General features: G+C 67.8%; 10 protein-coding genes, 1 tRNA gene and 1 pseudogene. 6 read left to right on the plus strand and 6 right to left on the minus strand.

The genetic code is table 11. The annotated features are described in order from the left end of the window. Positions 1-152 precede the first annotated feature (152 nt). From D1793_RS14870 to D1793_RS14885, 4 genes are all read left to right on the plus strand, one after another. The gene (locus D1793_RS14870) at positions 153-1,904 is read left to right on the plus strand and encodes an ExeM/NucH family extracellular endonuclease (protein ID WP_119022848.1); all 1,752 of its coding nucleotides are present in this window, start codon (positions 153-155) and stop codon (positions 1,902-1,904) included. A 114-nt stretch (positions 1,905-2,018) separates the two neighbouring features. Beyond that, positions 2,019-3,791: an AMP-binding protein gene (locus D1793_RS14875; RefSeq protein ID WP_119022849.1), complete on the plus strand. Its 1,773-nt coding sequence runs from the start codon at positions 2,019-2,021 to the stop codon at positions 3,789-3,791. Continuing rightward, positions 3,785-4,687 (plus strand): bile acid:sodium symporter, encoded by a 903-nt coding sequence (locus D1793_RS14880; protein ID WP_119022850.1) that lies wholly within the window; start codon positions 3,785-3,787, stop codon positions 4,685-4,687. The genes D1793_RS14875 and D1793_RS14880 overlap by 7 nt, the downstream gene beginning before the upstream one ends. Before the next feature lie 25 nt (positions 4,688-4,712). Then, positions 4,713-5,402, plus strand: coding sequence for a pirin family protein (locus tag D1793_RS14885; protein ID WP_119022851.1), 690 nt, complete (start codon positions 4,713-4,715; stop codon positions 5,400-5,402). Positions 5,403-5,407: 5 nt separating this feature from the next. Here D1793_RS14885 and D1793_RS14890 read toward each other — a convergent pair whose 3' ends face one another. From D1793_RS14890 to D1793_RS14910, 4 genes and pseudogenes are all read right to left on the minus strand, one after another. Then, on the minus strand, positions 5,408-6,373 hold the full coding sequence (locus D1793_RS14890) for an arsenic resistance protein (RefSeq protein WP_119022852.1): 966 nt from the start codon (positions 6,371-6,373) through the stop codon (positions 5,408-5,410). Between the two features lie 189 nt (positions 6,374-6,562). Next, positions 6,563-6,739 (minus strand): annotated as a pseudogene (locus D1793_RS14895) (ATP-binding protein); the annotation flags it as partial. A 334-nt stretch (positions 6,740-7,073) separates the two neighbouring features. Continuing rightward, positions 7,074-7,316 (minus strand): hypothetical protein, encoded by a 243-nt coding sequence (locus tag D1793_RS14905; RefSeq protein WP_119022853.1) that lies wholly within the window; start codon positions 7,314-7,316, stop codon positions 7,074-7,076. A 581-nt stretch (positions 7,317-7,897) separates the two neighbouring features. Then, a tRNA-Ile gene (locus D1793_RS14910) sits at positions 7,898-7,974 on the minus strand. Positions 7,975-8,121: 147 nt separating this feature from the next. Between D1793_RS14910 and D1793_RS14915 the strand changes: the two genes are divergently transcribed. Beyond that, the gene (locus D1793_RS14915; protein WP_240407684.1) at positions 8,122-8,760 is read left to right on the plus strand and encodes a hypothetical protein; all 639 of its coding nucleotides are present in this window, start codon (positions 8,122-8,124) and stop codon (positions 8,758-8,760) included. A gap of 181 nt (positions 8,761-8,941) precedes the next feature. On the opposite strand, the gene D1793_RS14920 is transcribed toward D1793_RS14915, so the two are convergent. Next, positions 8,942-9,475: a DUF1440 domain-containing protein gene (locus D1793_RS14920; protein ID WP_162899982.1), complete on the minus strand. Its 534-nt coding sequence runs from the start codon at positions 9,473-9,475 to the stop codon at positions 8,942-8,944. 210 nt (positions 9,476-9,685) lie between these two features. After that, entirely contained in the window at positions 9,686-11,536 is a 1,851-nt protein-coding gene (locus tag D1793_RS14925) for an ABC transporter ATP-binding protein (RefSeq protein WP_119022855.1), read from the minus strand. Between the two features lie 193 nt (positions 11,537-11,729). Here D1793_RS14925 and D1793_RS14930 point away from each other — a divergent pair, with 193 nt between their 5' ends. Next, positions 11,730-13,970 carry a TonB-dependent receptor gene (locus D1793_RS14930; protein ID WP_119022856.1) on the plus strand — a complete coding sequence of 747 codons (2,241 nt, stop codon included), beginning with the start codon at positions 11,730-11,732 and terminating at the stop codon, positions 13,968-13,970. The last annotated feature ends 31 nt before the right edge of the window (positions 13,971-14,001 follow it).

The raw sequence follows: 14,001 nt of genomic DNA on the forward strand, positions 1-14,001 counted from the left end.
GAAGGGTGGCACAGTGCCGGGCCTGCCGGCCTGAGGCTCCCCCCTGCCCTGCGCTCGCCCTTGGAGTGCAAGACAAACCTCGCTAGAGTCACGGCTCATCGTCATGACACTATCTTGGACTTGGCAATCTTCAGGGCAGCGACATTATCCCCATGACACCCACGCAAAACCTCGCCCTGTTTGCACGGCTGAGTGCCGCCTCCGACGGCGCCCCCCGCCTGCTGGGCACCCGGCGTATCGGGCGCCATCTGCTGCTGGCCCTGCTGCTGGTAGCCGCGCAGGCCCCAGCCAGCTGCCCCGAACCCTCCACCGCCGACCTCGCTGCCATCAAGGGAACAGGCGCTGCGCCGGCCCTGCCCGAAGGCCAGGCGGTGGTGGCCGAGGGCGTGGTGACCGGCGCCTTCCTGGGCCGCGACCGCCTCAACGGCTTCTATCTCCAGCAGGCCACCGAGCAGGGCCCGGTGGGGCTCTTCGTCTACATGCCCGGTGCCACCGAGCGCGACGCCGAGCGCCTCGTGCCGGGCAAGCACGTGCAGCTCCACGCCCGCACCGGCGAGTACCGCGGCCGGGTGCAGCTGCAGCGGGTCGAGCGCGTCGAGATCTGCGCCCGAGACCGACTGCCGGAGCCCGAGGCGCTGGCCTGGCCCCTCGAGGAATCAGAGCTGGAAACGCTGGAGGGGCGGCTGGTCTCCTTCCCCGAGCCCCTCACCGTCACCGGCAACTACGAGCTTGGGCGCTATGGCTCCCTGAGGCTCGCCAACGAGCGCCTCTTTCGCCCCACCAACGCCCCGGACGATACGCAGGAGCGCGCCGTGCTGATGCTCGACGACGGCAGCTACCGCGCCTTCCCGAGCCCCATTCCCTACCTGAACGACGACGGCACCCGCCGCGTCGGCAGCCGGGTCGCGGGGATGACCGGGGTGCTGACCCACGCCTTCGACGCCTGGCGCCTGCACCCCACCGAGACGCCACGCTTCTTGGATGCCAACCCGCGTCCGTCGCCGCTGGACGAGCCGGGTGAGCGGCTGCGGGTCGCGGCCTTCAACGTCGAGAACTACTTCACCACCCTGGGCCAGCGCGGTGCGGCCAACGCCGAGGAGCTGGAGCGCCAGCGGGCCAAGCTCGCCGCCGCGGTGGCGGGGGTGAAGGCCGATATCCTGGCGCTGATGGAGGTGGAGAACGACCCCGGGGCGCTGGCCGACCTGGTCGAGCAGCTGAGCCTTCGCACCGGCGTGACCTACCGGGCGGTGGGCGGCAGCGCCGACCGCGGCTCCGATGCCATCAAGCTCGCCCTGCTCTACCGACCGGACCGGGTGGATGCGATCGGCGAGCTGCATGCCGACAACGACCCGGTGCACCATCGCCCCCCGCTGGCGGCCTTCTTCCGCTCCCGGGAGGGCGGTGAGGCCTTCGGGGTGGTGACCGCCCACTTCAAGGCCAAGAGCGGCTGCCCCGCCCGGGGCGATATCGACCGCGGCCAGGGGTGCTGGAACGAGCGCCGGGTGGCCCAGGCCCGGGCTATGAGCGCCTTCCTCGAGCGCCTCGCCGCCGAGGGGAGCGAGCGGCTGCTGCTGGTCGGCGACCTCAACGCCTACGGCGCCGAGGAGCCGATCCGCACACTGACCGATACCGGCCTGGTCGACCTGATCGCCAGGGAGCTGCCGCCGAAGCAACGCTACACCTATGTGTTCCACGGCGAGTCGGGGTACCTGGACCACGCCCTGGCGAGCCCCGCTCTGGCTGCAGCCGTGGCGGCGGTACACCCCTGGCCCATCAACGCCGACGAGCCCCCCTTCCTCGGCTACGACGGACCGGAGAGCGCCGCAGGACTCATCCGCCCCGACCCCTTCCGCTCCTCGGACCATGACCCGGTGGTGGTGGACCTCTCGCCCGAGGGGCGGTGAGCCCAGGGCGTGGAAAGAGCGTGCGCCAGGCGACGAGAAAAGGGGTGCAGTGGCGGCCGTTTCCCGCTATCAAGAAGGCACTAAAATAACAATCGCCCCTCGGGGAGGAGCCCCATGGAGTCACCGCAGGATGCCGCCACCCCTCGCCGCCAGGCCCCCCGCCCCTGGACGCGTCACTACCGCGACGGCATATCGGCCGAGCTGCCGCCCCAGGCGCATCCCAACCTGGCCGCGCTGATCAGTGAGAGCGCCGAGCGCTTCGCCGACCGGCGCGCCTTCACCAGCTGCATGCCCAACGGCATGAACGGCGCGCTCAGCTACGCCCAGGTAGACGAGGCCTCAGACGCCTTCGCCCTCTACCTGCGCGAGGGGCTGGGTCTCGCCCCGGGCAGCCGGGTCGCGGTGCAGCTGCCCAACTGCCTGAGCTACCCGGTGGTGGTGTTCGGGATCCTCAAGGCCGGCTGCGTGCTGGTGAACACCAACCCGCTCTACGCCGTCTCGGAGATGATGCACCAGTTCCGCGACAGCGGCGCCGAGGCGCTGGTGATCGTCGACATGTTCGTCGACAAGCTGCCCGAGGTGCTGCCCCACACCACCATCCGTCACGTGGTGGTGACGAGCCTCGCCCAGTTCTTCCCGCCGGTGGTGCGCCAGGTGGTGCAGGCGGTGCTCCGATACTGGAACCGGGTGATTCCGCCCTGCCCGGTCAAGGCGACCCCGCTCGGCCAGGCGCTGGCAGAGGGGAGGCGGCTCGGGCAGGGCGTCACGGTAAAGGATTACTGGCGCGACCTGGGGCCGGAGAGCCTCGCCGCGCTGCAGTACACCGGCGGCACCACCGGCATCGCCAAGGGGGCCATGCTCAGCCACGGCAACCTGCTCGCCAACGTGGCACAGATCGAGGCGATGGCCGGCTCGCACATCGGCGACGGCGAGGAGTGCGTGCTCACCGCCCTGCCGCTCTACCATGTCTTCGCCTTCTCGGTGAACCTGCTCGCCTTCTTCCGGCATGGCGCCCACAACGTCCTGGTGCCCAACCCGCGGCCGATCCAGAACCTGCAGCGGGCGATCGAGAACTACCCCGTCAGCTGGATCAGCGGGGTAAATACCCTCTTCAATGCCCTGCTCAACGAGGAGTGGTTCACCCTCTACCCGCCGCGCAAGCTGCGCGCCGCGGCCGCCGGCGGCACCGCGCTGCACGCCGCCGTGGCCGAGCGCTGGGAGCGGATCACCGGCACCCCGCTGGTGGAGGGCTACGGCCTCACCGAGAGCTCACCGGTGATCAGCTTCAACCCCCTGGTGGGGGTGCGCAAGCCGGGCAGCATCGGCATCCCGGTACCCGGCACCGAGATCCGCCTGGTCGATGACGCCGGCGCGCCGGTGGCCGAAGGGGAGCCTGGAGAACTCACCGCCCGCGGCCCCCAGGTGATGCAGGGCTACTGGCAGCAGCCCGAGGCCACCGCCGAGACCCTGCGCGACGGCTGGCTGCACACCGGGGATGTGGCCGCCATGGACGAGGACGGCTACCTGCGCATCGTCGACCGCAAGAAGGACCTGATCCTCGTCAGCGGCTTCAACGTCTACCCCAACGAGGTGGAGGACTGCATCGCCCTGCTGGACGCCGTGCACGAGGTGGGGGTGATCGGCGTGCCCGACCCGGACACCGGCGAAGCGGTGCGCGCCTATATCGTCACCCGCGGCGAGCTCGACCGCGAGGCGGTGAAGGCCCACTGCCGGCAGCAGCTGGCCCGCTACAAGGTGCCCAAGCAGATCGCCTTCGTCGACGAGCTGCCCAAGAGCCCCATCGGCAAGGTGCTGCGCAAGGAGCTGCGCGCTCAGTACCTCAAGGATCATCCGGACACCGCCACTGACGGGAGCCCATCATGCTGAGCCCACTCGAGGAGACCCTGCTGGCCATCATGATGGCCGTGATCATGCTGGGCATGGGGTCGTCGCTGACCTTCAAGGACTTCCGCATCGCCATGCGCCACCCCCAGGCGATCGGCATCGGCTTCGCCTCCCAGTACCTGTTCATGCCGCTGCTCGCCTTCCTGATCGGCCGCGCCCTGCAGCTGCCCCCCATCCAGGCGGTCAGCCTGATCCTGATGGGCTGCGTGCCGGGCGGCACCACCTCCAACATCTTCGCCTACTTCTCGAAGAGCCTGCTCGGGCTCTCCATCCTGATGACGGTCTGCTCGACCCTGCTGGCGGTGGTGATGGTGCCGCTGGTGCTGGCCTTCTACACCAGCGGCATCGACGCCGCCTTCCAGATCCCCTCGGGCAATATCGTGGCGGTGCTGGGCGTGCTGCTGGTGCCCACCCTGCTCGGCATGTGGCTGCGCCGGCGCAACGCCAACGTGGGCGCCTGCACCGAGCTGATGGGCGGCATCCTCGGGGTGGTGGTGATCGTCTTCCTGATCGCAACCTGGGTGCCGCGCAACTGGCAGCTGCTGATGACCACCGGCGCCGAGGTCTACCTGGCGGCCGTGGGCCTCGGCCTGTGCGGCTTCCTGATCGGCTACTGGTTCAGCCGTGCGGCACGGCTCAATCCGCAGAAGGCGCGCACCGTGTCGCTGGAAACCGGCATACAGAACGGGCCGCTGGCGGTGCTGATCATCACCCTCTCCTTTACCGGCGAGACCCAGCAGCAGATGCTGCTGATCCCGGTGATGTACTCGCTGTTCATCGTCATCACCTCCACCTTCCTGACCTTCTACTACCGACGCCGCAGCCAGCGCGAGGAGCTCGCCCGCGACCAGGCGAAGGTGGAGGCGGCCACCCCCTGAGGAAACCACCCTGGAGGAAAACTCGATGATCATTCGTCATGCCGACGAGCGCGGCTACGCCGACCACGGCTGGCTGAAGTCGCGCCACACCTTCTCGTTTGCCGACTACTTCGACCCGCACCACATGGGCTTTCGCACGCTGCGCGTGATCAACGAGGACCGGGTCACGGGCGGCAGTGGCTTCGGCGCTCACCCCCACCGGGACATGGAGATCCTCTCCTACGTGCTGGAGGGCGAGATGGCCCACAAGGACAGCATGGGCAACGGTGCGATCATGCGCCCGGGCGATGTGCAGCGCATGTCGGCCGGCACCGGGGTGATCCACAGCGAATTCAACAACGCCCCCGACCGGGAGCTGCACTTCCTGCAGATCTGGATCGAGCCGATGACGCGAGGGATCGCCCCCGGCTACGAGCAGAAGGCCTTCCCCGCCGAGCAGCGCGAGGGCCAGTGGCGGCTGGTGGTCTCTCGGCATGGGCGCGATGGCTCGGTGAGCATCAACCAGGACGTCAACCTCTACATCGGGCGGTTCGCTGCCGGCGAGCGGGCACCAATCCCCGCGGTGCGCCATGCCTGGCTGCAGGTGGCACGTGGCGAGGCAGAGATCAACGGACAGCGGCTCTCGGCCGGCGATGCCGCCGCCTTCCAGCCGGGGGAGAGCATCGAGGCGGTGGGCGTGAAGGACGCAGAACTCCTGCTGTTCGACCTGGCCTGAGGGGTTCACCTGCCATCGCGGTCGGGAATCAACCGGCTGGGCACCCAGGCCATGTAGGCCACCATGCCGAACAGCTCGACCAGCGACTGGAAGACGATGACCACCACGGCGGCGTGCCAGGCCTCGGGCAGCGTCAGCGCGATGGGCAGGACCACGAAGGAGTTGCGGGTGCCGAAGCTGAAGGTCAGGGTCCTGGCCGACGCCGGAGGTAGCCCGAAGCCGCGGCCGAGCAGCCTGCCCAGCAGCGCGGCCAGGGCCAGATAGGCCATGAAGATCAGCAGCACCTGCGCCAGGACCCCGGTCAGGCCGGCCACCAGGTTCACCTGGGATGCCGCGATCAGAAACACCACGCTGGCGAGCAAGGGAACGGGCAGAAACCCCAGGCCGTGGACCAGGCGCCGGGCATTCGGGCGGCGAGCCGCCAGCCGCTCGGTCAGCCAGGCCAGCGCCAGGGGCAGCAGGATCAGCCCGGCGAAGGCGCCAAGCAGCTGGCCGCTGATCGCGATCCGCAGCCAGTCGCTGCCCAGGAACCACCAGAGGTAGGCCGGCAGGGCGACGATCTGGACGAGCAGCAGGATCGGCGCCGCGGCAATGGCCCTGCCGGTGTCTCCCTTGCCGAGGTGGGTGAAGCTGATGAACCAGTCGGTGCAGGGCACCAGCAGCACCAGCAACACCCCGACGAGAACGGCCGGCGCAAGCGGTAGCCACCACACCATCGCGCCCAGCATCAGCGGGATGATCACGAAGTTACCGGTGAGCAGCGCACCCAGAAACCGCCAGTCCCGAAAGGCCAGGGAGAGCCGCGTCAACGGCACCTGGGTGAAGGTGGCATAGAGCAGGAGACCGAGCAGCGGCCACAGCAGCCGATCCAGCGACCCGGTCACGGATGGCGAGGCAAGCCCGACCCCCAGGCCGGCGAGAATCGCGCCCAGATAAATCCAGGACTGGTGGCGCTCCATGAGTTCACGCACTGGCGATCACCCCTGCCCCCTCGCTCTTCATCGGTTCCCGCCACCCTACCCCATTACCTGTGCCGATCAAGCCAGGCCGCGGCATCGGTGACCTCGGCGTAGGCAAAGGAGAGCCCGGCCTTCGGCGTCGTTAGCGCTGTCAAGCGACACCAGAAAGTGCCCCCCTGGCGACAGTGAAACCTGACCCCCTTACTCTCTGACGACCTGCTCGTCATGGTGGATGGAATCGGGCTTGATCAGCCCGGCCTTGCGCTTGGCGCGCAGTCGGTAACTGTCACCGCGGATGGTGATGACGTGACTGTGATGCAGCAGCCGATCGAGGATGGCGGTGGCGACCACGGCGTCACCGAACACCTCGCCCCACTCGCTGACGGCCCGCGAGCTGCCGCCCGAGCGGCGCTACAGCTATGTGTTCCGCGGTGAATCGGGCTATCTGGACCATTCCCTGGCAAGCCCAGAACTGGCCGTAGCAGTGGCAGAAGTGAGGCCGTGGTCCATCAATGCCGATGAGCCGCCCCACCTCGGCTACGATGGGCCGGACAACGCAGCGCCCCATTCCGCCCAGATCCCTTCCCCTACTCGGACCATGACCCGATCGCTGTGGACCTGGGGTGGCGTTAGCAGAAACGAGGCAGCTGACGCATCCGGCAATTATGGAATGATGCTTTCGATTCCGGGGAAAGCGCTCTCTCGTCGTCAATCAGCGACGCCAGCGGCCCAGGTCGATGTCATCACGGGTGGTGGCCGCCCCGGCGGCAGCGCCCAGGCCGCCACCGATCACCGCCCCTCGGGTCACGCTGCCGCCTGTCATGGCGGCGGTACCGGCGCCGGCGGCTGCGCCCAAGCCGGCGCCACTCAGCGCTCGCTCGCCAGTGGTGGTACCACAGCCAGCAAGCCCCAGGGTCAGTACACCAGTCAACAGTCCGATAGATAGCATTCGCATGGCATTTCCCTCCCAACAGGGTCAATTACGACCAATCATCCAGTTTGATTTCTTTGGCAACCAAGCAAACGCCCCGGCTTCGGTATCCACACGACGCCTTGGCCGGAGCGCAGGTCATCGAAACCGCGCAGCGCAGCATCAAATCGCATGTCCTGGGGCCACTGGTTGCCGTTGCGCTGTATCCCTTATACAGCCTCGGGAGGAAGACGGTTCATGGAGCGGATAACGATCCACACTCTTTCAGAATTTCAGGCACTTGAGTATCTAAATGACGACAGCTGATCGCATCCGGTGGCGAGCTGTAAGGATGGTGGCGAAACGGCTTGGGCGAGCCGACAACCCGCAATTGGACGGTGGCTCAACTGATGGTCAAACGGACTGCGAGGGTTCCGAGTAAGGCCGTCCCCCAACTCGCCAATACCTGAGGCTGGAAGTGTCAGGCTACGAAGCCGTACCCATCGGCAAGCCGTGTGGAAAAGAGGCTGGCCAGGCAATCTCCAGCGATGCCACGTTGCGGATATTGACCGGGCAGGAGCCGTGAGCTTGCTCGGTAGCAAAGGATAGCGGAAGGCAACGAAGAGTGGTGGGCCCAGCTGGACTCGAACCAGCGACCAAGGGATTATGAGTCCCCTGCTCTAACCAACTGAGCTATAGGCCCTTTCAGAGGAAGGTGCGGCAGAGCGCCGGCGTATGATAGCGAATGGCGATGAAGGTGGCCATAGCCCGCGCGCCGCTCGCGGCCTCCATGGCACCTTCTCCCTCCGCCGTGGTCTTCCTTGGGCCCGCCCCTTCTGGAGATCCGCCGGTGCCTCTTCGTTCGCTTGCCTACTCGCTTGCTCGCCCTCTTTTCCGGTCCTCCGCCCCGGGCGCTGCCCTGGTCGCCCTGCTGGCTGCACCCCTGGCCGCCCTTCCGGCAGCGGCCGCCTGGGAGCTGGATCCCGCCCAGTCGCGGGTTGCCGCCACCGTGGTGCAGCTCGCCCCGGAGGGGCCCATTCCCCGCCAGCACGAGGTGCGCCGGCTCAGCGGCACCGCCGAGGCGGACGGCACCCTGGTGCTGCCGCTGCGGCTGGCCCAGAGCGACGTGATCGAGCGGATGGGGCCGCTGCCGCCCTGGCTCTCGGGCTTCACTGAGCGCCCCATGGCGACCCTGACCACCCGCTTCCCGCCGGAGCGCCTGGAGCGCCTGCCCGTGGGCGAATCTCTGGTGGAGGTGCTGATGCTCTCGGTGCAGACCGGCAACAGCACCCGCAGCGAGCCCCTGGCGGTGCGCTTCACCCGGGAGTCGCCTGAGCGCGTGCGGGTCACCAACGCCGAGCGGGTGGCGCTGGACGGCCGCGAGCTGATGGCCGACCCGACGCTGCGCTCGGTGCTGCTGCTGCTCGGCTACGAGCAGATCGGCGACGAGGTGCCGGTGAGCCTGGATGCGGTGCTGGTGCGGCGCTGAGCCTCGCCAAGAACACCGCCTGGGGCAGGGCTCCTAGGGGATCGGTCCCGGCGGCACATGGCGCTGGGCCATACGCAGCATCCGCTGACGCAGCACACAGCCGGAGATGCGGTAGTGGACTCCGCGCGAAAGCGCTCCGTCCACCCTGCCGGTATTCAGTGATTGCCGAGTCTCGCCTCGCCTACAGGCGCTGCAGCCAGCCGTAGGTAGCACCCAGCACCAGTCCGAACACGATATGTCCCAGCAGGGTGGAGATGGGAGCGATCAAGCCAAACCCCATGCCGAACATGCCGGAACCGGCCAGCGGGAACACCGTGAGCATGACCACCAGCCAGGCACCCAGGCCAAACACCAGCCCTCGGCGCGTCTCGCTGCTGCCGGGCAGGTACGGAGCCAACAGTGCGAACAACGTGCCCCAGATCAGCGTGCCGACCAGGAAATGGATGATCCACCCCACGACAATGCTGTTCGGCGTGCCCAGCACGCTCTGGGCCGTCAGGTTCATGATCTCGACGATGTTGTACCAGGGCATGATCCCTGCCGCCAGGCGCAGGATCATGAACAGGGAGATGACCAGGGTGGCCACCAGTCCGGCAAGCATTCCTCTGCCCAATCGAACGACCATGACGCACCTCGCTATCAGTTGTTCCAAGAGGCGGGGGGGGGCGTTGATCGACCATAGCGAGAGAGGCGGGTTCATGCCGATCTGCGTCACGCTCGACAGCCTCCTGACCACAGTATAGGTGCAATGCCTGAGCCAGTCGGTGCATCGTTCTTCCTGAAGCCAGGTGGAGGCACAACGACCTCAGCCGCCCCTTTATCCAGCCCTGGAAGGCCAGCCGAGGCGACGCGTCCTTTATCAGGCTTATCGAAGCGTCTACCCCAGGTAAACCACATCACCCCGGCCGGGTGGGGCTCCAGCGCCTCACGCACGGGTGGCGTCGCCCTCGGCAAGGTCCACCGTCAGCGCCCCGGTCTGCACCCGCCACTGGGCGGCATAGCGGCCGTCGGCCTCGAGCAGCGTCTTGTGGGTGCCGCGCTCCACCACCCGGCCGCCCTCGATCACCACGATCTCGTCGGCGTGGACGATGGTAGAGAGGCGGTGGGCGATCATGATCACGGTGCGGCCGTGGGCGATCTTGCGCAGGGAGCGCTGGATGGCGGCCTCGGTCTCGTTGTCCACGGCGCTGGTGGCCTCGTCCAGCACCAGGATGGGCGGGTCCTTGAGCAGCGCCCGGGCCAGCGACAGCCGCTGGCGCTGACCGCCGGAGAGGCGAATGCCCCGCTCCCCCACCGCGGTGTCGAGCCCCTGGGGCAGCGCCTGGATGAACTCCCATGCCTCGGCGGTCCTGGCCGCCTCGATGATCTCGACTTCTGCGGCCTCGGGCTTGCCATAGGCGATATTGTCGCGAACGCTGCCCTCGAAGAGGTAGACGTCCTGGCTGACCAGGCCAACGGCGCCGCGCAATGAGGCAAGGCTCACCTGGTCGATGGGCTGGCCGTCGATCAGCACTCGCCCGGCGCTGGGGTCGTAGAAGCGCAGCAGCAGCTTGATCAGGGTCGACTTGCCGGAGCCGGTGGCGCCTACCAGGGCCAGGGTATTGCCGGCGGGTACCTGGAGGCTGACGTTCTCCACCCCCACCTCGCTTGCCGCATAGCGAAAGCTCACCCCCTCGAAGCTCACCTCGCCGCGCAGCGGCTCGGCCAGCGGCGTGGTGGCGTTATCGCGCACGGTGATGGGCACTGCCAGCAGGTCAAGGATGCGCCGGGTGCTGGCCATGGCGCGCTCGAAGAGGTCGATCACCTCGGCCAGGCCCGTCAGCGGCCAGAGCAGGCGCTGGGTGAGAAACACCAGCACGCCGTAGGCGCCCACGTTGAGATCGCCGCGCAGGGCGAGCAGGCCGCCTACGGTGAAGGTGGCCAGGAAGCCGGCGAGGATCGCCATGCGGATCACCGGGATGAAGGCGGAGCTGACCCGGATGGCACGGCGGTTAGCCTCCACGTAGGCCTCGCTCACCTCACGCAGCCGCGCCGCCTCCCGGGCCTCGCTGGTGAAGCTCTTGATGGTGGCGATGCCCGCCAGGTTGTTGGAGAGCCGGCTGGCGAGATCGCCCACCTTCTCGCGCACGTCGGCGTAGAGGGGGCCGGCCTTGCGCTGGAAGAAGAAGGCGCCCCAGATGATCAGCGGAATCGGGGTGAAGGCCAGCAGCGCGATCAGCGGCGAGATCACGAAGAACACCGCCCCCACCGCCACCACGGTGACGCCCACCTGGATCAGCGAGTTGGCGCCGCCGTCCAGGAAGCGTTCGAGCTGGTTGACGTCGTCGTTCATGGTCGCCACCAGTTGGCCCGAGCTCTTCGACTCGAAATAGGCCATGTCGAGACGCTGGGCGTGCTCGTAGGTGTCCAGGCGCATGTCGGCCTGGAGGCGCTGGGCGAGGTTGCGCCACAGGATCTTGTAGAGGTATTCGAAGATCGATTCGCCGGCCCAGATGAAGAAGGTCAGGATCGCCAGCACGAAGATCTGCTCCTGGGGCGTGGTGAAGCCCAGCCGCGCCACGAAGCTGCGCTCCTGGTTGACCACCACGTCGATGGCCACGCCAATCAGGATCTCCGGGGCGATATCGAAGATCTTGTTGATGATCGAGCAGCTGGTGGCGGCGATGATGCGCCGCCGGTAGCCGCGGGCGTAGCGCAGCAGGCGCACCAGCGCCTGGAAGCTGTTGGGTGAGGCACTGGCGGAGGAGTCGGTCGTGGATGAGGCGAAGATGGTCATGGGGCGTCCTTGTGCTTAGCCAGCGAAGCATAGCCGAGGGCGCCCGCCGCCGGCCAATGCCCTGGCAGCCTGGTCCAACGGTGCGTTTCGTTCTCGGCAACGCGCTGTTCCACCACCGTCGCTGTTCGACAGGGAACTTCCGGGCCTAGAATCCTCCTCGCAACTGAGAATCAAACTCATTCAAGAGGACGTCATGCTTCGCTCACTCCCGCCTCGCCTTGCCCAGCCCTTCCCCTCCAAGGCACTGGCCAGCGCCATTGCCCTGGCCGCCGCTGCCGCCCTACCCGCCCAGGCACAGGCCCAGGCCGAGGAGAGCGCTCGCCTGGAGAACATCGTGGTCACCGCCGCCGGCTTCGAGCAGGCGCTGCGCGATGCGCCGGCCAGCATCTCGGTGGTCACCCGGGAGGAGCTTGAGCGCAAGCGCTTCGCCAATATCGGCGAGGCAATTGCCGACGTGCCCGGTGTCGACGTGCGTTCGGGCACCGGCAAGACCGGCGGGCTCAACGTCAGCATTCGCGGCATGCCGGCGTCCTATACCCTGATCCTGATCGACGGCCGGCGCCAGAACGCCTCGGGCGACGTGACCCCCAACGGCTTCGGCGAGACCGGCACCAGCTTCATTCCGCCGCTCTCCGCCATCGAGCGCATCGAGGTGATCCGCGGGCCCATGTCGACCCTCTACGGCTCCGACGCCATGGGCGGGGTGATCAATATCATCACCCGCCGGGTAGCCAGCGAGTGGAGCGGCTCGGTGGCGGTGGACACCACCTTCCAGCAGGACCGCGACGCGGGGAACTCCCAGACGCTCAACCTCTATGCCGCAGGCCCCCTGGTGGAGGAGCGCCTCGGGCTGCAGCTGCGCGGTCGCCTGTTCGACCGCGACGCCTCCGAGCGGCTCATCGAGGTCCCTGCCGACAGCACCCCAGGCCGCGACCCTCGCCCCGGGGAGGCGCGAATTTATTCCATCGGCGGCCGGCTCAACGCCACCCCGGACGAGGCGAACGAGCTGTGGCTGGACCTGGAGCGCTCCCGGCAGGTCTACGACAACATGGACGGCAGGCTGGGCAACCTGGACACCCCGGAGCGAGTCTTCGGCTACGAGGATGAGCTGCGCTTCAACCGCGACCAGGTGGCGATCGGCCACACCGCACGGCTGCCGGCGGGCACCCTGGAGAGCAGCCTGACCCACAGCACCACCGAGACCCTGGGCCGCACCCTGCCGGCGGGCAGCGCGCCCGACTTCGGCTACGAGGCCGAGGGCGGCGAGCCACGCCTGCTGGAGAACCGCGATATCACCTTCGATACGAAATTCGTGATGCCGCTGGGCGACCATATGCTGACCCTGGGCGGCCAGGCCATCGATTCCCGACTGGAGGATGGGGCCGCGGGCCGCCAGGTCTTCCGCCAGGACAGCTGGGCGCTGTTTGCCGAGAACGAGTGGTGGCTTGCCGAGGACCTGGCCCTGACTATGGGCGGGCGCTACGAGAACCACGACGCCTTCGGCGGCCACTTCAGCCCCCGCGGCTATCTGGTGTGGAGCGCAAGCGACGAGTGGACCCTCAAGGGCGGCGTCAGCCGCGGCTACAAGACGCCAACCCTCAACCAGCTTCACGACGGCGTGACCGGCTTCACCGCTCAGGGCCAGACCGTGACCCTCGGCTCGCCGGACCTCAAGCCGGAGAAGAGTACCAACTATGAGCTGGGCGCCAGCTACGACAGCGGCGAGGGGCTCACGGCGAGCGCCACCGCCTTCCATACCCACTTCACCGACCGCATCGCCGACGCCGCGGACATCCCCAACTGCCAGTTCGTGGACAGCGACGGCAATACGCCCAACGCCGGCCTGGTCAACTGCTTGAGCGTGGGCAACTTCACCGCCCAGGAGGGTTTCGGCCAGCTGGTCAATATCGACCGCGCCGAGACCCAGGGCATCGAGCTCAGCGCCCGGATGGAACTGACCCCCTCCTGGCACCTGAGCGGCGGCTACACCTTCACGGAGACCAAGATCACCTCCGGCGAGAACGAAGGGCTTCAACTGACCAACGCACCCAGGCACAAGCTCACCGCCGGCGTCACCTGGCAGATCAACGACCGCTGGAGCACCAGCCTGGACGGCGAGTATTACGCCTCCCGGGAGCGTTTCTCCGGCGGCCTGCCCACCTCGGGCCAGAACCTCGCGCTCCTCGAGCAGGTCGGCAACACGCTGGACGGCTACGAGCTTTTCCATCTGCGCAGCTCCTGGCAGCTGGCGGAAAACGTGCGCCTGACCGGCACCGTCTACAACCTCCTCGACAAGGACTTCGGCCGCGCCGACCGCTACGAGTGGCAGGGTGACACCTACCAGGCCTACCGCTTCACCCAGACCGGACGCGCCACCGACGGCGTGGCCCTGGACGGCCGCAGCTTCTGGCTCTCCGCCAGCTACGACTTCTGAGGCGCCTCTGGTGATCGCGCCCCGGCCCCAC

The organism is Halomonas sp. JS92-SW72, assembly GCF_003547075.1.
GTDB lineage: Bacteria > Pseudomonadota > Gammaproteobacteria > Pseudomonadales > Halomonadaceae > Halomonas > Halomonas alkalicola.

Excerpts from the sequence above, each read along its gene's own strand:
- D1793_RS14930 (WP_119022856.1), top strand. The coding sequence starts at position 11,730 with ATGCTTCGCTCACTCCCGCCTCGCCTTGCCCAGCCCTTCCCCTCCAAG.
- D1793_RS14880 (WP_119022850.1), top strand. The coding sequence starts at position 3,785 with ATGCTGAGCCCACTCGAGGAGACCCTGCTGGCCATCATGATGGCCGTG.
- D1793_RS14885 (WP_119022851.1), top strand. The coding sequence starts at position 4,713 with ATGATCATTCGTCATGCCGACGAGCGCGGCTACGCCGACCACGGCTGG.
- D1793_RS14905 (WP_119022853.1), bottom strand. The coding sequence starts at position 7,316 with ATGCGAATGCTATCTATCGGACTGTTGACTGGTGTACTGACCCTGGGG.
- D1793_RS14875 (WP_119022849.1), top strand. The coding sequence starts at position 2,019 with ATGGAGTCACCGCAGGATGCCGCCACCCCTCGCCGCCAGGCCCCCCGC.
- D1793_RS14870 (WP_119022848.1), top strand. The coding sequence starts at position 153 with ATGACACCCACGCAAAACCTCGCCCTGTTTGCACGGCTGAGTGCCGCC.
- D1793_RS14925 (WP_119022855.1), bottom strand. The coding sequence starts at position 11,536 with ATGACCATCTTCGCCTCATCCACGACCGACTCCTCCGCCAGTGCCTCA.